This window comes from Roseofilum halophilum BLCC-M91 (assembly GCF_030068445.1).
GTDB lineage: Bacteria > Cyanobacteriota > Cyanobacteriia > Cyanobacteriales > Desertifilaceae > Roseofilum > Roseofilum halophilum.
Window position 1 is genome coordinate 1 of the sequence record NZ_JAQPOK010000067.1, and the last position, 16565, is coordinate 16565.

At 45.7% G+C, this 16565-nt stretch carries 13 protein-coding genes and 2 pseudogenes; 6 read left to right on the forward strand and 9 right to left on the reverse strand.

The genetic code is table 11. The annotated features are described in order from the left end of the window. Window positions 1–141, forward strand: a pseudogene (locus PJF56_RS22110) (RNA-guided endonuclease TnpB family protein); the annotation flags it as partial. 248 nt (window positions 142–389) lie between these two features. Here PJF56_RS22110 and PJF56_RS07870 read toward each other — a convergent pair. After that, the gene (locus PJF56_RS07870) at window positions 390–1352 is read right to left on the reverse strand and encodes a DNA-methyltransferase (protein WP_283762105.1); all 963 of its coding nucleotides are present in this window, start codon (window positions 1350–1352) and stop codon (window positions 390–392) included. 107 nt (window positions 1353–1459) lie between these two features. Between PJF56_RS07870 and PJF56_RS07875 the strand changes: the two genes are divergently transcribed. Continuing rightward, a complete protein-coding gene (locus tag PJF56_RS07875) occupies window positions 1460–2020 on the forward strand; it encodes a retropepsin-like aspartic protease family protein (RefSeq protein WP_283762106.1) in 561 nt (186 codons plus the stop codon). A gap of 50 nt (window positions 2021–2070) precedes the next feature. Here the strand turns inward: PJF56_RS07875 and PJF56_RS07880 are convergent, their stop codons facing one another. Both PJF56_RS07880 and PJF56_RS07885 read right to left on the reverse strand, forming a co-directional pair. Beyond that, window positions 2071–2574 carry a hypothetical protein gene (locus tag PJF56_RS07880; protein WP_283762107.1) on the reverse strand — a complete coding sequence of 168 codons (504 nt, stop codon included), beginning with the start codon at window positions 2572–2574 and terminating at the stop codon, window positions 2071–2073. A gap of 210 nt (window positions 2575–2784) precedes the next feature. Further along, window positions 2785–2955 (reverse strand): hypothetical protein, encoded by a 171-nt coding sequence (locus PJF56_RS07885; RefSeq protein WP_283762108.1) that lies wholly within the window; start codon window positions 2953–2955, stop codon window positions 2785–2787. Between the two features lie 105 nt (window positions 2956–3060). Between PJF56_RS07885 and PJF56_RS07890 the strand changes: the two genes are divergently transcribed. Together PJF56_RS07890 and PJF56_RS07895 are read left to right on the forward strand one after the other, a co-directional pair. After that, window positions 3061–4878 (forward strand): CHAT domain-containing tetratricopeptide repeat protein, encoded by a 1818-nt coding sequence (locus PJF56_RS07890; protein ID WP_283762109.1) that lies wholly within the window; start codon window positions 3061–3063, stop codon window positions 4876–4878. A gap of 2 nt (window positions 4879–4880) precedes the next feature. After that, entirely contained in the window at window positions 4881–5957 is a 1077-nt protein-coding gene (locus PJF56_RS07895; RefSeq protein WP_283762110.1) for a tetratricopeptide repeat protein, read from the forward strand. Between the two features lie 92 nt (window positions 5958–6049). On the opposite strand, the gene PJF56_RS07900 is transcribed toward PJF56_RS07895, so the two are convergent. The 6 genes and pseudogenes from PJF56_RS07900 to PJF56_RS07925 form a co-directional block, all read right to left on the reverse strand. Continuing rightward, complete coding sequence (locus tag PJF56_RS07900) at window positions 6050–8797, reverse strand: CHAT domain-containing protein (protein ID WP_283762111.1); 2748 nt, start codon at window positions 8795–8797, stop codon at window positions 6050–6052. After that, entirely contained in the window at window positions 8746–10371 is a 1626-nt protein-coding gene (locus tag PJF56_RS07905) for a ShlB/FhaC/HecB family hemolysin secretion/activation protein (protein ID WP_283762112.1), read from the reverse strand. The genes PJF56_RS07900 and PJF56_RS07905 overlap by 52 nt, the downstream gene beginning before the upstream one ends. 139 nt (window positions 10372–10510) lie before the next feature. Continuing rightward, window positions 10511–10705 (reverse strand): annotated as a pseudogene (locus tag PJF56_RS07910) (ATP-binding protein); the annotation flags it as partial. 305 nt (window positions 10706–11010) lie between these two features. Beyond that, window positions 11011–11667, reverse strand: coding sequence for a Uma2 family endonuclease (locus PJF56_RS07915; protein ID WP_283762113.1), 657 nt, complete (start codon window positions 11665–11667; stop codon window positions 11011–11013). A 50-nt stretch (window positions 11668–11717) separates the two neighbouring features. After that, window positions 11718–12329, reverse strand: coding sequence for a Uma2 family endonuclease (locus tag PJF56_RS07920; protein ID WP_283762114.1), 612 nt, complete (start codon window positions 12327–12329; stop codon window positions 11718–11720). Between the two features lie 148 nt (window positions 12330–12477). Beyond that, window positions 12478–14724, reverse strand: coding sequence for a transglycosylase domain-containing protein (locus tag PJF56_RS07925; protein WP_283762115.1), 2247 nt, complete (start codon window positions 14722–14724; stop codon window positions 12478–12480). Window positions 14725–14896: 172 nt separating this feature from the next. On the opposite strand from PJF56_RS07925, the gene PJF56_RS07930 reads away from it, so the two are divergent. After that, window positions 14897–15328 (forward strand): phosphate-starvation-inducible PsiE family protein, encoded by a 432-nt coding sequence (locus tag PJF56_RS07930; RefSeq protein WP_283762116.1) that lies wholly within the window; start codon window positions 14897–14899, stop codon window positions 15326–15328. 62 nt (window positions 15329–15390) lie between these two features. Next, on the forward strand, window positions 15391–16500 hold the full coding sequence (locus PJF56_RS07935) for an agmatine deiminase family protein (RefSeq protein WP_283762117.1): 1110 nt from the start codon (window positions 15391–15393) through the stop codon (window positions 16498–16500). The last annotated feature ends 65 nt before the right edge of the window (window positions 16501–16565 follow it).

Here is a 16565-nt window from a genome sequence, read left to right on the forward strand (position 1 = left end):
CGTTTATGGGGTAAACACTTAAACTGTGCCCAACTGCAAAAGCATATTGCTAAGTTAAGAAAGTGTAATTCTTTTTGGCAGCTAGTTGGTTCTCAAGCGGTTCAAGATATTGGTCAGCGAATTGAGAAAGCCTATCAGTTACAGCGCTTCGCGCGGTAATAGGTAATGGGTAATTGGTAATGGGAAAACCATTTTTAACGCTATAATCCCCATTTTTCAGGCTTTTCATGGGAAGGCACTCAACCCTTAAAATTTCGATAACTGTTAAAATAATTCAAATGGTTGGGGCATCAACCATTGGGTTAGGCGATGTGAGACTGGCTATGCCAGCAATTGCTGTTTGACCTCAGAATCCCCGTCGTTTAGCGAAGCGGACGGCGGGGAGTATGTCAATAATTTACACCTGTTTTAACATTTTTTTGTTGATCTTTTAAGGTATTTCTTTCCCAAAATACGCCATCTGTATATCCTTGAATCGATGGATCGTTCTCGGCTAATTGCAGTCGTTTTAATGCCCAACAACAATATTCTTGATTTAATTCAATCCCGGTAAAGTTCCGTTTAAGCTTTTTGGCGACAACGGCGGAAGTGCCACTACCGAGAAAGGGATCGAAGACCATATCCTCTGGATGGGAACTGGCTAAAATCAGTTTAGCGATCAGTTTTTCGGGTTTCTGGGTTGGATGATCGGTATTTTCTGGCATTGACCAAAAGGGAATGCTAATATCTGTCCAGAGGTTTGAAGGATGAGTTAATCGAAAGTTACCCCGGTCTTCTTGGTTCCAATCTTTGGGTTGTCCAGTTTCCGTTCTATAGGGGGCAATAACCCGTCGTTTTTGTTTCACGGCATCCAGGTTAAATGTATATTGATCGGACACAGTGCAAAACCAAATATCTTCGGTGTTATTTTTCCAATTGGTTTTGGAACCTCGGCCTTTTTCTCGTTCCCAGGTAATGCGATTGCGAAGATAAAATTCTTGCTCTAGTAGGGGGGCGATGAGGATAGAGGTTTTCCAGTCCGAGCAGATATAGAGGGTTGCTGTGGGTTTGAGTAGGGGTTTGAGGGTTTTAAGGACAGCAGAGAACCAGGCTTGATATTCTCCTGTTTGTTTCTCTCTAAAGAGGTGGCCATGATAGTTTTTGGACAGGTTATAAGGGGGATCTAGAAGTAAAAGATCGATAAAGTTTTTGGGCAGATATTCACTGATGTTAAAGAGATCTTGGTTAATGATTTTGCCACTGATCCGATCGATGTCTATCTGACGATCGAGATAGAGTAAGGATTGACTGAGTCTGGATAGCTCTTCCTCTGAGCAGGTTAGTGTTCGATTGCGGGGGGCACGCTTTTTCATGCTCAAATTCTTAAAAAGACGCAGTACATGCAAGTCTCTATTATATGGCAGTTGACACCGGGCAATGGGTAAACTAGAGAGTAGGGTTGATAAATCACTAGAAGTTTATGAATAAACAACTATGGGGTAAAGGTTTGAGGGTAGTAGTTGCCCTTGGAATGGGTTTAATGATAGGGGGAGAAGAGAGGGCCATTTCTCAGGAAGTGCAAGGATGTTTTATGGTCACCTCTTCTGGAGAGTCGATTCCCTTAAGTGGCGTGTGTGAGGGGACTTCGGCTCCCCGTTCTCGTCGTGCGACTCCAGGGATGTTTCAAGCGCAAATTACGCGCCGTTTGGGGGGGATTCCGGTGATTGAGGTGATGTTTAATGACCAGCACTCTTTTGAGATGATTGTGGATACGGGGGCGAGTGGGACGCTGATTACTCAGGAGATGGCGAAGAGGCTGCAAGTAGAGCCAGTTGATTCTGTCACCAGTGTGGTTGCTGATGGATCTAAGGTGACGTTTGACTTGGGTTATGTGAAGTCGATGGCTGTTAATGGTGCTGTTGTCAGAGATATTCCGGTGGCGATCGCCCCTCGGATGGCGATCGGTTTACTCGGTCATGACTTCTTTGGCAACTATGATGTACAAATTAAGCAAGATGTGGTCGAGTTTCGACCCCGTTAATGGGATAGGGAGATAGGGAGATAACCCATTACCCATTACCCATTACTTATCTATTCGTGTTCCATCCAGCGCAAATCTAGATCGTCCTCATGGAGGTGCTGCATGGGGAACCAAGGAGTATCGATTTGTTCTAAGAGCCAACCTTCCCAGTCAGCGAGCCGATATCTAAGAACCGTGGGATCGGGGCGCACTTCAAGTTTCTGTTTCCAGCCATCGTGAATTTCTGTATGCCAATCCACCGTTAACAGTCGGATTTTAAGCTGCTTAATGGTGGTCATGATTTCCGAAAATCCATAGGTTTCGGCGGTATTCTCCTCTCCCTCTCCTTGTCCACTGGCGGTTCCCCATTCGTGGATAAAGGCAACCAGTTGTCCAATAGAGCCAGGTTCCCGGAAAACGACAATGAAGGTATAACGAGTGATGGAGTGGTCTTGTCTCTTGATTCTAAAGAGTTTGATTAAGTGAGGGCGATAGTCAAACAAGAGCCGGATAATGACATTAATCCCCATGGTTGAACCGGCAGCACTCGCTGGAATCACTCTAATTGCGGTCACGTTTTCCTCCTACAGATCGGTTGATAAGGTTAAATTGTGTTACGTTGACTGAGCTATGATTTGGTCTGAATATGAGGTTTGGGGAACCTCTATATGCGTCTGTATCCGGTTTGTGGACAAGGGTCTCTAGGGGGCCTAATCTCACCAGAGCTGAATGCACACATGATTCTAACTTTAGCTGTACCAAGTTGCAATCGATCTTTGTTGGCTCTAGAAGGCGATAAAACTCCGTTTTCGGCTGTCGCCGACATGAAACGCTTCGCGATAAAACTCCGTTTTCGGCTGTCGCCGACATGAAACGCTTCGCGATAAAACTCCGTTTCGCTTCGCGATCGCCACTGATGATTGTGCCTTAATTGTAAAATTTTGTAAAGTTTGCATAAAATTGCCCCCTAAAATCTGAGAACCCTATAGGGGGGTATCTCCATATGCCCCTCTCATTAAGAACAAGCCAAGGCAAGATCGGGCACTCAGGAGGTTAAAGACGTGGGAAAACTGGTAGTTTTGGAACTCGAAGGCAGTTTGAGTGAGGATGGCTTTCGGGTACGGTTGCAAATGGGGGAAGACGGAAAGCGCCCAAATATACAATTATCAGGAGACTTACCCTCCGAACCGAATTTAGCGCAATTGGTAGAAAGCCATTGGATAGACAAGTATCGTCCTTTGGGACTGCCGAATACACGGGGGATAAAGCCAAAAGGGATTAAATACGATGGAGTCTTGAGTCGGATCAAAGAGTGTAAAGAATCAGGCGATCGCCTGTGCGATCGCCTCAATCAATGGCTCAGTTCCCCCGATTTCCGGGCGATCGACCTTCAGATCCGAGAAGCACTCAACCCCACCGATCCCGATCCCATTCGCTTGATTTTGCGGACGACCTGCAATGAGCTACAAAAACTACCATGGCACAATTGGCAGCTCCTATCCAAATATCCCAATGCAGAAGTCTCCTTTAGCGATCTTGACTTTCGGCGCTCCGATCCCCTCAGCACCACCCCACCCGGCAAAGTCAGAATCCTAGCCATCCTAGGACACCAAGACCGAATCGACACCACAGAAGACCAGCAAATCCTCAACTCCCTACCCAACGCACAAGTCACCTTTCTCACCGAACCCAAACGCGCACAAATCAACGATCAATTATGGGAACAACCCTGGGATATCCTCTTCTTTGCCGGACACAGTGAAACCGAGGGCGACACCGGCAAAATTTACATCAACCCCGATGAATATTTAACCATTGACGACATCTGGTATGGTCTGCGAAAATCCGTCGCCCAAGGCCTAAAACTCGCCATATTCAACTCCTGCGACGGCTTAGGACTAGCCCAACGCTTAGACGATGCCCAAATTCCCCAAATGATCGTCATGCGCGACTACGTTCCCGATCGCGTCGCCCAGAAATTCCTAACCTCATTTCTCCTCAACTTTTCCCAAGGATACTCCTTTGAAGTCGCCGTCCGAGAAGCCAGAGAAAAGTTACAGGGACTCGAAGATCAAATTCCCTGCGCCACCTGGTTACCCGTCATCTGGCAGCATCCTGACTACATCTCCCCCACCTGGGACGACTTAGTAGGACAATCTAAATGGAGTTTTGTATCTTGGAAGAGTTCCAAAATTCAAATAGGAATTATCCTTGCGACCTGTCTTGGATTAACGAGTTATTTTGCATTTCGCCCCCAAATTGCTACCTATTTGAACCGAGTTGGAGTTGACTATATTAGAAAAGATCAATACCATCGAGCAATCACTTATTTGCAATCTGCAATTATAGTCAATCCTCAACAATCTTCAGCCATCAATAATTTAGGCAGTATCTATGAACGGTGGGGAGAAAATGACCTAGCCTTAACAATGTATCGACGAGCAAAACTATTAGGAGATGCTTGGGGATGTAAAGGAGAAGCCTTGATTTATATGAAAGATAAGAAGTTTATACGTGCATCCGAGTTACAGAGAGTCTGTTTACAGCAAATTATAGCGAGTGACACACAATCCCCTCTCGGAGAATACTTGATTCGTAAAGACTTAGGGATTTCTCTTTTACACAAGAAATCATTTAGTGCGATGAAGCAACAAGATTATCTGGAAGCAGAAGATCATTTACGCATTGCTATTGATATTAAACCACAAGAAGGAGTTGCCAATTGTGTTTTAGCACAAGTTTTAGAAGCTAAAGGTAAATCCAATAAAGCTCTAGAGCAATGGGATTTCTGTGTTGAATTTGCTCAAGATGAATATCCAGATGAAGCCGAATGGATTAAAATGGGAAAAATGAGACTAGAAGAAAGTGGAGAAAATTAAAAATGAAAACAACATTATTTTGGGCATCTGCCATCGGATTCACGCTATCTGCTCATTTAGGGTGGCTAACTTACTGGGTACTATTTTCTAGAACTTCAGCCCGTGCAGTTGAAAATTGTATTGAAATTGGAACCATAGAAACAATTCAGGGGGAAGCATTTAAAGTCAATCAAGATCGAAAAGAACCTTTAAATGCAGACAGTATTATTTGTGCAGAAAATAGATTAGAATCAACACCCACATCTAGTCTTATCTTACGCTGTTTAGCGGATAATCAAACCCGACAACTATTACCAGGAATTGCTTTAAATTCTACCGAACTTTGTCCTGTTGTTCTTCGATGTGAAGATACCGCAGATCCCCATTGTGGTCGAGGTGGAAGCCAGATAATTGCTCAATCTATTCCTGAAATTATCACTCCTCGCAACACCAGGCTACTCAATCCTAAACCAACTTTGGCTTGGAAGTCTGTCCCTAATGCCAGCACTTACACAATCACAATTGAAGAAGATATAGAAGGAGAAATTTGGAAAACTGAAACCCAAGAGACCCAACTTATTTATGATGGTGATATTGCCCTAACACCGGGTCTCAGTTACACCCTAACAGTAAAAGCTGATTCAGGCAGTGAAGTTGCAGAAGAACGTTTTAATATTCTCTCTGAAGAGGAGGTTTCAATTGTCGAAGTGGCTATTGATGATTCTGAAAATTTTAATACTCTACTGCCTCAACTTGCTGTTTATAAACAGTATCTTTTGAGAGCAGAAGCCATTCAATTGCTAGAAAAAACGGTTAATCGAGATGCTCAATCCAGCACTTTATATCGAGAGTTAGGCGATTTGTATTGGGATGTTGGGCGTATAGATGTTGCAGAAGAAGCTTATGTACAGTCCATTAATATTGCTTTTGAGCAAAACGATTTACACGCTCAAGCTTTAGGCAAAGTACGTTTAGGCGAACTTTATCAAATAGATGATAAAGAAAATGAAGCTAAACAGCAATTTCAAAACGCTAAAGAACTCTATGAAGAAGCTGGAGCGTTGGACTTATCAAGGAAAGTAGAGACGTTACTCAATTAACCACCTGGGATTGTAGTATTTCGTAATGGTTGAGTGACAAAATCTGTAGGGGCGAACGGCCGTTCGCCCCTACACGATACTAGGTGAAAGTTTTAAATCCAATGTCCTATCAAAACAAAAGCACCCCACAATCTAGGATCTGTACGATCTCTGCCTTGTTCGCCACTTATAAAAGATTGTTGAACGCTTTTTAGAGCTTCTGCTTTGCTTTTCTTATTCTCAATAAGTTCCCGATAAAACTGGCTCATAAATTGAGCCGTGGATCGATCGTCAACTTTCCACAAAGTAGCTAAGGTACTGCGACTTCCTGCTCGGACACTCACCCCTGCTAATCCTAGTGCAGCGCGGTTATCCCCTTCAGCAGTTTCACAAGCACTCAAAACGAGTAATTCTATCGGTTCAGAGCTAGATTGACTTTGAATCAGTTCATTGAGCTGATTAACTCTCAATCTTTCGTCCCAAGTTAAGATAAATGTCTCTTCAGGATTAGAGCTAAACTGACCATGAGTTACTAAATGGACGGCAGAGTAGTATGAGTTAGCTAAGTAAGATTTAATAACTTCTAGGGTAAAATTTTCATCTAAAACGACAGGAACTTCATTTTGAGATGTCTGACTAATAGTTTCTAATTCAATCCGTGCATGAGCAAGAGGAATTAAACGAGCATTAACAAAGTCAAAGCTTGGTGCTTGTTTGCCCAAGCCGCCAGTTAATATCCTTAAATCCAAGGCATCCAAAGGATCGGAAGTCAGCAAATTTAAACCTGGAGCAACAGCGATCGCATACTTTTGAACTAGGTATTGTTCTCCATCATAAAGAGTTGCCATGGGTAAATTACGCAGTTGCCCATCTAAGACAAAAACTAGGGTTTTGATTTGATCATGAGTAATTAAAAAGGACTTGAGTTGATCAGAGAATATATAATCATATATTATCTTACCATATCGTTGATGGTTATTATTAATGTCTTCTTTTAAATCATTAATTAGTGCATTGATCGTTCGTTCAAATCTTTGAGGATTCGATAGAGATTCAATTGTATAATCTATTAGGGTATCTGAAAGGGTATAAATAACGGCTATCTTACCATCTAACAGAATTGGATAAAGAACCGCTGTATCTGAAGCAATATCATCTAACTCAGACTCTTGTGCGGTCACACAGGCATCGTTGAAAAAGTCGTCTAATTCTGCAAGCTGCAAGGCTTCGATGACGTTGCGGGCTTCTTTTAAGTTGTCTTGACTGGGATTGTCTTGGAGTAATAAATCGACGTATTTGCGATAGACGGGTTCAATTTCATCGCGGAAGGAAAATTGTAAGTCGCGGTTGGAGGAAACTAGCTCTTGGCGCAGGGATTGCAGGGTGTTAAATGCTGCTTTGTAAGCAGAGAGTATTTCACGACGGGGGGATTGGGTTTTTTCTAGGATTCTGCCGAGTTGCCATTGCCATTGATAGGCAAGTTCGGGGGCGTTTAAGTCGAGGGATTGGGCAATGGATAAGGCTTTTTGGGTGTGGGTTTTGGCGGTTTGAAGGTGTTCTTTAGAGTCTTGGGCATGTTGTTCGTAAAGTCTGCCTAGGTATCCGAGGGCGTAGGATTGGGTTTTTAGGTCTTTTCTTTGTTCGGAAGCATTGATGATCGTTTGTAGATCTTGGGCGATATTCTGCCAGGGAATGGTGCTGATACAAGTGGCGGTTTGGAGATAGTTGAGGATGAGGTTATTTCCAAATTGGGTGTTGAATAGGTTGGGGGTTTGGTTAATGAGCGATTGAGTGTCTGATAACAACTTGGAGTCAACGATCGCGGGATTAAGAGCGGTTGTCAGTTTGAGTTGATTGAGGTGAGATTGGAGATTGAGTAAAGGATTATTGGAATAAACTTTTTGATAGTGTTGTAAGGCTGAATTGTAGTCGGGTTGCTCGGATAAGGTGGGGCAAAATTGAAAGTTAAATTGAATGGTGGAGGTGGCAGATTGAGCAATTGCCCATTGCCGATCGCCCCTCGCTCTCAGCGTATTCCCCATACTCAAATGCAACCGATCTAACATCATTGTATCGTCACTGGCTTTAGCAATCTCTAAGCCTCGCTTCAGAACGGTTTCGGAAACTTCCAGCTCTCCCTTTAACCGCAAGACATCACCCAAAGCTTGTAGGTGCTGCACCATCGCGCGATCGCCAGAAACAACACTGAGACTTGCCTGTAAATTGTCGGTTACTCCACCCGCGCAAAACGAAACATTCTCATCAATTCGAGCATTGAGCAACTCGCAAGCAGGCTGAAATAAACCCAACTCCTGCATCGCTTGCACTTGATTCAGTCGGTTTCGATCTTCTGCCTGAGTTAAACCTAACTGTTGATACATTTTTCCTGCTTGTTGCCAACTCCCTAACGCTGAGGAAACTTCACCCACAGAAAACCTTAACTTGCCTTGAATATCCAGGGATTGAGCTAAAATTCGATCCCGTTCTTTCGTCGCGGATAGCTGCTCTAATAATTGAATGGCTTGAGTGCTGCTTTCTCGCGCTTCTTCCCATTCCCCTCGTTCTTGCAGCGCTAGAGAAAGATTGCCCAAAGCTACCGCTTGATTGACAAAATCACCGTTTTGTGCATAGTAGTTAGCTTCCTGTCGCCAAAAGTCTGGGGAGCGATCGGAAAGCTCTGAGGGAACTTGAGCGATAATGGGGGGAGGCTCCACAGAAAATCCGGGCAATATCACCGTTAAGCTGGCGACAAATAGCGCCAACACCATCCAAATTAGGTGGCGATAAATGCCCCATTGTCGCACCCGTCTTAGAAAAATAAACGGGTTTGGACAGTAAAATATAAACCGTTTTCTTGCCATGTGCGATCGCTCGACTCCACATCAACCAAAGGAATACCCCAATATAAACTAGCACTAGAATCATTTCCCAGTTGCCAGCGCAAACCCAAACCGCCAGAAGCCAAAGTTTGGGGTTGTAAACTCTGGCGATCGCTACTATTCCAAGCTGTGCCAAAATCTAGAAATGGGGCAAGCTGTAAAACCCCCCATCGCTCTTGAGAATTGCCCATCAAAGGATAGCGAAACTCTACCGAGCCAAACACCCCATTATCCGTTAAGCGGATATCTTGGCGATAACCGCGTACACTTTCCCAACCCCCTAAACTAAACTGTTCTAAGGGGACTAGAGCGCGAGTTGCCAATTGGATATCACCGCGCAATAATAAGATTTGATCCGGTGCAAATCGCTGTACCCATTGCCCTTGTCCCCGCCAAGCAAAAAAGCGCCCATCGGGAGCCTCAGAGCGCACGGTGGCATCAAATAAATCTAAGCCTAAACTAAACTGAGAATAAAAGGCTAAAATCCGATCATTTCCCCGCCATAACCCATCTTGATAAAATCGGATGACTGATAATCGGGTTTTACCGCGACTGCTCCCACCCTCCGCTAGGGGAAAGGGTTCATCCAAAATATAGGTATCGCTTTCTCGCCGAGAAAATACCCCTCCTAACGCCAATTCTTTTTCGGGTTGTTGCCAAATGGGTTGACGGAAATTAAGGTCAAAATAACGGGAATCTCCCCTTAAGTTTATCGCGTCAAAAGGTTCTTCAATTACTCGGTTCGATCCGGTTCCATAGGAAACACTTAGGGTTCCATTGCGAGCATTGACAGGAATTGTATAATCAGCAAAGAAGGTATCGCTACCATCGGTATTGGCATATCCGATGCGAAAACTATCCCCAAATCCGAGTAAGTTGGCTTGTCTGAGCTGGACTTGGCGGCGAAAACTGCCTACACTAGGGGCACGACCATTATCACCACCGATTTCAAAGCTAAGGGTTTTGGCTTCTTGAAAGCGAACGTTGAGGTTATTTTGCTCAATGGTTGCTCCGGGAACGACTTCTGCGGATATATTGGCGATTAAGGGATCGAGTTGCAGCAGTCGCAGTCCATTGAGCAGGTTATCTAAGTTTAAGGGCGTAGCGGCGATCGCCAATCGACTGCAAATATAATTCGGCTTGAGTCTTCCCCTACCCTCTCGCGTCAGGAAAATTGTCCCCAACCCTCCCTCAATCACCGCAATTTTCACCACCCCATCCTCTATTTTCTGCGGATAGGGAACCGCATAGGAGTTAATATAACCTTCCTGATTATAGAGTCCCGTAATCCGAGAAACTGCTTCCATTAGCTCCGTAAACGTGATTTCTTTGTCCGTAAACTCCGCAATCTCTTCCTGTAACCGATCTTGAGAAAAAACCGTAGCCCCGACAAACTCGAAGCGACTCACCTGCAAGCGCTCTAAACTTCCCCCACTCTGGGATTCAGTCGAGGGAGAAACCGCTAAACTCTGGGAATTTTTCCCCGTATTCACCGCACAAGCAAAGGTTTCTCCATCACTTTCTTTGGTAACTGAGGGTGTTTCCCCCCTTCCCATTTCAGGTAGCAAAAGGGAGAATGAAATGAGTAAGATTGAAATTAAGTGCGATCGCCTGCAAAAAACCACCATCAGATTAGCATTCAGGCACAGCCAGTAATTCTTTCACGGCTAATTATGCCCTAATGGTCACCAATAATCAATGTTTGCCTCCTACCGTTTGACACCCTACGCAAGTTAGAGCAATAGTGAATAGACTGCCTTGACCGAGTTGACTGGTAACCGTAAGATGACCTTGATGATGATGGACGATCGCCTGGGCAATGGCTAACCCTAAACCTGTGCCTCCCGTGCTGCGAGCGCGATCGCTATCAACCCGGTAAAAGCGATCGAACTCTACAGCTCATTGATATTCGTTTTCCAAGTCGTCTTAATTGGCAATTAAATCCTCGCTGTGTAGGAAGTCGAAGAATTTGTCTAGGATGGCTTTATTACGGTCAATTATCTGCTGCTCATTAAATTCTTGGTAGCTACTCAGGTTAGAAATTTCAGCAATTTTACTGACATTTTTGTTATTACCGCGACGCACTGCCCCTATAGGTAACGTTATACGAAAAATTTCTGAAATTTTTCAGTCCTCACCTTTTAGTAAACCATTACCAAGCATACTGAGTTCAGCTTAACAACTACAAAAACTGTCTATGCTCCCGAAAACTCTTGCAACAGCCAAGCTCCCACCTGTCCTTGATCCTGCTGCCGACTGCGCTCGAGTGCTGTAGCCAGCACCTCTATCTGTAACCCGCCTAAGACCTGTGATGCATCAAGCCTCTGGCTACCCTGTGGGGTTAGGGCATAGGCCAACACCGTCATCCCCCGTACATCCACGACCCAATATTCTTTGACCCCCAGCGCCTCATAGAGCGATCGCTTATTGCCCTGGTCATCCAACAATGAAGCAGCCGCAATCTCAATCACTAAATCCGGTGCAGGATAGCGGTTTAAATCTACAACAGTTGTTCCCCAAGGAATCACCTGTGCCTGTTCTCGGAGGTAATAGGACGAGTCGGGTTGGCATTCGAGTACCCCCGCCTGACGATAGCTACAGTTGACCAATCCCTTAAAGGCAATCCCCCGCACGGTACAAAACAGTTGCACAGCAAAGTCAATGAGGGCATTATCAGCAGCATGATCGTGGCCGACGGGTGACATTTCAATCCTCATGTGATTTTGATGATAATAGCCTTTGGCTTTGGCCAGCGTTGGTTCGGCAATCATTTGCAGATAGTCTTCCCAGGATGCCGCAATCCAAGTATTGGTCGGTAATGCTGGTTCTAAAGGTGTTTTAAGCGAACTCATTTCCTGTACCTCTGGATTGGCCTTGCTCTGCATTGTAAACCTTGTTTCCTTCACGCCCAAATCCGTTTCAGCGTCAGCGTAAACCCTGGTAAAACCTCCTCCCCAGACAATGCCATCGGATTCTCTAACACCTCAACCGCTTGACTCGGACGGTAAATTTCCACCCGCTTATTTTTCGGGTCAATCAACCAACCCAACTGCATCCCATTCTCCAAATATTCCTGCATCTTTGCCTGTAGTTCCTTGATGCTGTCGGTTTTAGAGCGCAATTCAACCGCAAAATCCGGGCATAAGGGTATAAAACCGTCCTGCTGTTCGGGAGTAAGGGCATCCCAGCGATCGCAACGCACCCAAGCAGCATCTGGAGAGCGGTTTGCCCCATTGGGGAGTTCAAATCCTGTGGAAGAGTCAAACGCTCGGCCTAGGGTATCGTTGGCTTCAAACCAAACACTGAGTTGACCGGTGATGCTGAGGTTACGATGACCCGTATTGCCACCTGTGGGAGGATTCACAACTAATTCTCCTATTGCAGTTCTCTCAAGTCGAAGTTCGCGATTGGCCGCAGCCAGCATTGTAAACTGCTCCGGTGTCACATGCAGCGCCAATTCTTGGGGCAGTTGGAGCCATAGGGGTTTAGGTTGAGGGTTAGTTTGGACGACCATCATTGCGACCTCATACAGCTATCTTTGTCCCATTCTAGCCAATTTATGCCTCGATTTGACTGGAGTACACCTCTTAAGATAACAAAGAATTAAAGCGATACCCTTGACCTCGGATCGTTTCATCAAATAAGCAAAAATCTGGAACTTACTAATCGATCAAATCCCCCATATAATCCCCCCAAACTTGAGCCGCTTGAGCGCTACTGCCATAGGTGGGCGTATTATCATCATTGCCTAACCAAATTCCGGTCACCAAACTGCGACTAGGGATATACCCAATAAACCACAAATCGACCCCATCATTGGTGGTTCCGGTTTTTCCGGCTTCTCCCCACCCCAAATAGGCATTCCCGCCCGTTCCCTGACCGATCGCTCCTTGTAGCAATGTCGTCATCATTTGGGCGATATCTGGTGAAAGTACGGTGCGATTGGCTTTGGGATCTTGGGCATAATCATAAATGACTCGACAGGTATCCGGTTGATCCGGTACAGTGCAGTCGCTACTGTCGAGAATGCGACGAATGGCATGGGGGCGATGGTAAACCCCAGCATTGGCAAATACAGCAAATGCGCCGGTCATTTCTAGGGGGGTGACTTCACTTTCACCGAGGATTAAACCGGGGACAGGCTTTAAGTCAGCATTGATACCCAACATCCGAGCCATCCGCACCACATCATCTAATCCCACATCTTGAGCGATACGCAGAGCGACGGAGTTTTCTGATTGAGCCATGGCTACTGCCATATCAATCATGCCCCCACTACGCTCGCAGCCCCTATAGGATTGCCCTTGCCAAGTTAAGGGGGCACAGGAATAGGTTTTCCAGGGGGAAATGCCCTCATCCAGAGCCGCAGCATAGGCAAATACCTTAAACGTCGATCCGGGTTGACGATAGGCTTGCACGGCGCGATTAAACTGGCTCTGGCGATAATTTTTACCGCCGGATAGGGCTAAGATTTCTCCGGTTTGACTGTCCAGGGTGACGACGGCTCCCTGATCAAAATTAAAACTCTCTCCCGTGGTGGCGATCGCCTGTTCTAAACTCTGTTCCGCCGTTGCTTGCATCTGCGGATTGAGACCGGTTTCAATAATAAAATTCCCCTCTCGCGCCAAACCCGTTCCTAACAATTGCTCCAATTCCATAAACACATAATCATGGAAATAGGGCGCAATGGAGCGATTCAACTGTTCGATCGCTTTCGGGTTGACTTCAATGCGCGATCGCCTGGCTCGGTTGGCTTCCTCTGTGGAAATCATGCCCAATTTTTCCATCCGATACAACACCCCATCCCGTTGACGAATGGCTGCATCGTAATCTCGAATGGGATTAAAACTATTGGGAGCCGGTAAAATGCCCACTAATGTTGCTGCTTCGGCGATCGTTAACTCCGTGGCAGGCTTACCCAAATAATACCGCGCCGCATCCTCAAATCCATAGTTAGCACTACCCAAATAAATCCGATTCAGATAGGTGAGCAGCAAGGCATCCTTACTATAAAACGTCTCCAACTTCAGAGCGACAATTGCCTCCCGCAACTTCCGACCCGCCGTATCCGATGTGCCCACATACTCCCGAAACAAACTGCGAGCCACCTGTTGGGTGATCGTACTGCCCCCTTGTTGAATCCCCCCCCCTCTCAGGTTCACTAAAATCGCTCTCAGCGTGCCAATGGGATCGATGCCAAAATGCCAATAAAAGCGGGTATCTTCAGAGGCAATTAAGGCTTGAGCCAAATGGGGCGGAAATTCAGATAGACTCCCTCGCTCTAGGTGCGCTTGATTGGTGGGAGGAACTAAGGGGGTTTCTTTATCCCTGGCATAGACCACCACCGGCCCTTGAATATTGCGCGGTAGGGGAGAGATATTAACTTTTTGCCATTCGATTAAAATGGCGATCGTCAACAAAGCCGTTAGACCGCCAAATCCATAAGCCGTATAGCGTAGGGTCTGAATCGGCCAAGGGGGGGGATTCGTATAGCGCAGGGTAACCGAAGCTTGTAGTTCTGGGGGGCCAAGAGTGAGGCGATCGCCGTGAGCAAGGCGCATTTCCTGCACTTTCCGCCGCCCCCGATAGATACCATTGGTTGCCCCCTCATCCTTAATCGTAAACCCTTGTTTCGCGTCCCGAATCAAGGAACAATGGATCTGACTCACCACCGGATTACGGATGACAATATCGCAGGATTTTGAAGAGCGTCCAATCAAGATGCGATCGCCCAATAGGGGATATTCTTGGGGCCCTTGTCCCTCCGTTTCCTCCACCATCAGTTTCGCCACCCTCGCCTTCGGTTTCAGCGCCAGTTGGGTGAGCTTAACTTTCGCTTGGATGGTTTGCGCCACTTGAGTGAGCGTACCCAGCAGGGTTTTCGGAGGGCCAGGAGGTTGAGAACTCATAGGTTACTTTAGTTAAATCAATCAGGAGGAGGTACGACTTATCTTTAATTTAACTGATGTCGATCTGCGGCTAAAGGTTCTCTCTGAATTTTATCCCAGAGTCACGATCCCCTATAATCGCTGTTATTTACCCGTTAACAACCCTAAAACTGAGCATCTGTAAGAGGAGAGTATGAATCGCCTGATCAAAATCATGAAGAGGTTTTTAGAGACCTTTGAACGCATCATTGCTTTGTTTTTGTTGTTAATGCTGGTTTTGGTCGTTTTTTTGGGGACGATTGAATTAGGCTACATTTTATTCGAGCAAATGCAGGATTCTCCTCATTTTTTGCTGCTCAATATTGAACAAATTCTGAATATATTCGATTACTTTTTATTAATTATTATTGGATTAGAGCTGATCGAAGCCACCAAAGTCTATCTCGAAGAAGAAGTCATCCATGTGGAAATCATCTTTCTGGTAGCGATGGTGGCGATCGCCCGGAAAGTGATTATCCTAGATATCACCAAATATCATCCCCTCGTCCTGTTCGGCATTTCCTCCATCATCCTCGCTCTAACCATCGGGTTCTACTTTCTGATCAAAACCCTGAAACCCAAATAGGGGGAATGGGGAATGGGGAATGGGGAATGGGGAATAGGGAATAGGGAATAGGGAATACAATCATGAACAGACGATTCTTGCTCCAATTCATGGCAACACTTTCGGGTTCTATTCTGGTGGGAAAGAAAATGACCGGTTGTTCAGTAGCCAGTTCTCCCCCTTCTAGGGTTTCTGATTCTTCCTTTTTCATGCCGGATGAAGGGGAACCCCATTTATGTACTTGGATGGCGTTTAGTGCGAGTGCGGATATCTGGGGACGGCAGTATTTTAGGGACGTGCAGGACGATTTAGCCAGAATTGCCAAGGCGATCGCCCCATACGAACCGGTTAAGATGTTAGTGCGAGTTGAAGATTATGATGTGGCTTTGGCAAAATGCGGCTCGGATGTGGAGTTAATTGTTACTGAATTGGACGACCTCTGGATCAGAGATACGGGGCCGGTTTTTGTAGTCAATGCCGAGGGTCAAAAAGCCGGTATTGATTTTAACTTTAATGGTTGGGGGAATAAACAGTATCACGATCACGACGCTCAAGTGGCTCAATTTGTGGCCCAACAAGCAGGAGTCCCGGTTATCAACACGGAATTGGTGTTTGAAGGCGGGGGGATCGAGGTCGATGGTCAGGGTACGGCCATTATCACTGAAAGTTGTATTATTAACGATAATCGCAATCCAGGCTGGACTAAACTCGATTGCGAAACAGAATTAAAAGCCTTATTGGGACTGCGTAAAATCATTTGGCTGCCGGGGATTCGCGGTGCAGATATTACCGATGGACATACGGATTTTTACGCTCGTTTTGCTCGTCCTGGGGTGGTGGTTGCTGGGTACGATCCTGATCCCGAATCTCCCGACCATGAGGTAACAAAACGACATTTAGAGATCTTGGAATCGCAAACTGACGCAGACGGAAACCCCCTAGAAGTCGTCGTTCTGGAAGGGCCGAGTCGAATTAGAGCCGGATATGACTGGGAGGAGTTTGCCGCCGGATACATTAACTTCTACGTGGTTAATGGCGCGGTAATTATGCCTCAGTTTGGCGATCGCCGAGCAGATCGCAATGCGAGAGAAATTCTCGGAGGATTATTTGGCGATCGGGATACAGCGCTTCGCGCTGTTATGAGGTACAGTAGCAACAATGAGCAAACCAATTTCTTAAATGTTTCGGATTAATTAAGTCAAGGGCTACAGCCAGAAGAGTATCAATCATAGAGCTAGTAGTAGGAGAAAAATCAAAA

What these genes read in the sequence shown, in the direction of transcription:
- PJF56_RS07870 (WP_283762105.1), bottom strand. Translation starts at nt 1,352, where the DNA reads ATGAAAAAGCGTGCCCCCCGCAATCGAACACTAACCTGCTCAGAGGAA.
- PJF56_RS07875 (WP_283762106.1), top strand. Translation starts at nt 1,460, where the DNA reads ATGAATAAACAACTATGGGGTAAAGGTTTGAGGGTAGTAGTTGCCCTT.
- PJF56_RS07885 (WP_283762108.1), bottom strand. Translation starts at nt 2,955, where the DNA reads ATGCAAACTTTACAAAATTTTACAATTAAGGCACAATCATCAGTGGCG.
- PJF56_RS07895 (WP_283762110.1), top strand. Translation starts at nt 4,881, where the DNA reads ATGAAAACAACATTATTTTGGGCATCTGCCATCGGATTCACGCTATCT.
- PJF56_RS07900 (WP_283762111.1), bottom strand. Translation starts at nt 8,797, where the DNA reads ATGGCAAGAAAACGGTTTATATTTTACTGTCCAAACCCGTTTATTTTT.
- PJF56_RS07905 (WP_283762112.1), bottom strand. Translation starts at nt 10,371, where the DNA reads ATGGGAAGGGGGGAAACACCCTCAGTTACCAAAGAAAGTGATGGAGAA.
- PJF56_RS07915 (WP_283762113.1), bottom strand. Translation starts at nt 11,667, where the DNA reads ATGAGTTCGCTTAAAACACCTTTAGAACCAGCATTACCGACCAATACT.
- PJF56_RS07920 (WP_283762114.1), bottom strand. Translation starts at nt 12,329, where the DNA reads ATGGTCGTCCAAACTAACCCTCAACCTAAACCCCTATGGCTCCAACTG.
- PJF56_RS07925 (WP_283762115.1), bottom strand. Translation starts at nt 14,724, where the DNA reads ATGAGTTCTCAACCTCCTGGCCCTCCGAAAACCCTGCTGGGTACGCTC.
- PJF56_RS07930 (WP_283762116.1), top strand. Translation starts at nt 14,897, where the DNA reads ATGAATCGCCTGATCAAAATCATGAAGAGGTTTTTAGAGACCTTTGAA.
- PJF56_RS07935 (WP_283762117.1), top strand. Translation starts at nt 15,391, where the DNA reads ATGAACAGACGATTCTTGCTCCAATTCATGGCAACACTTTCGGGTTCT.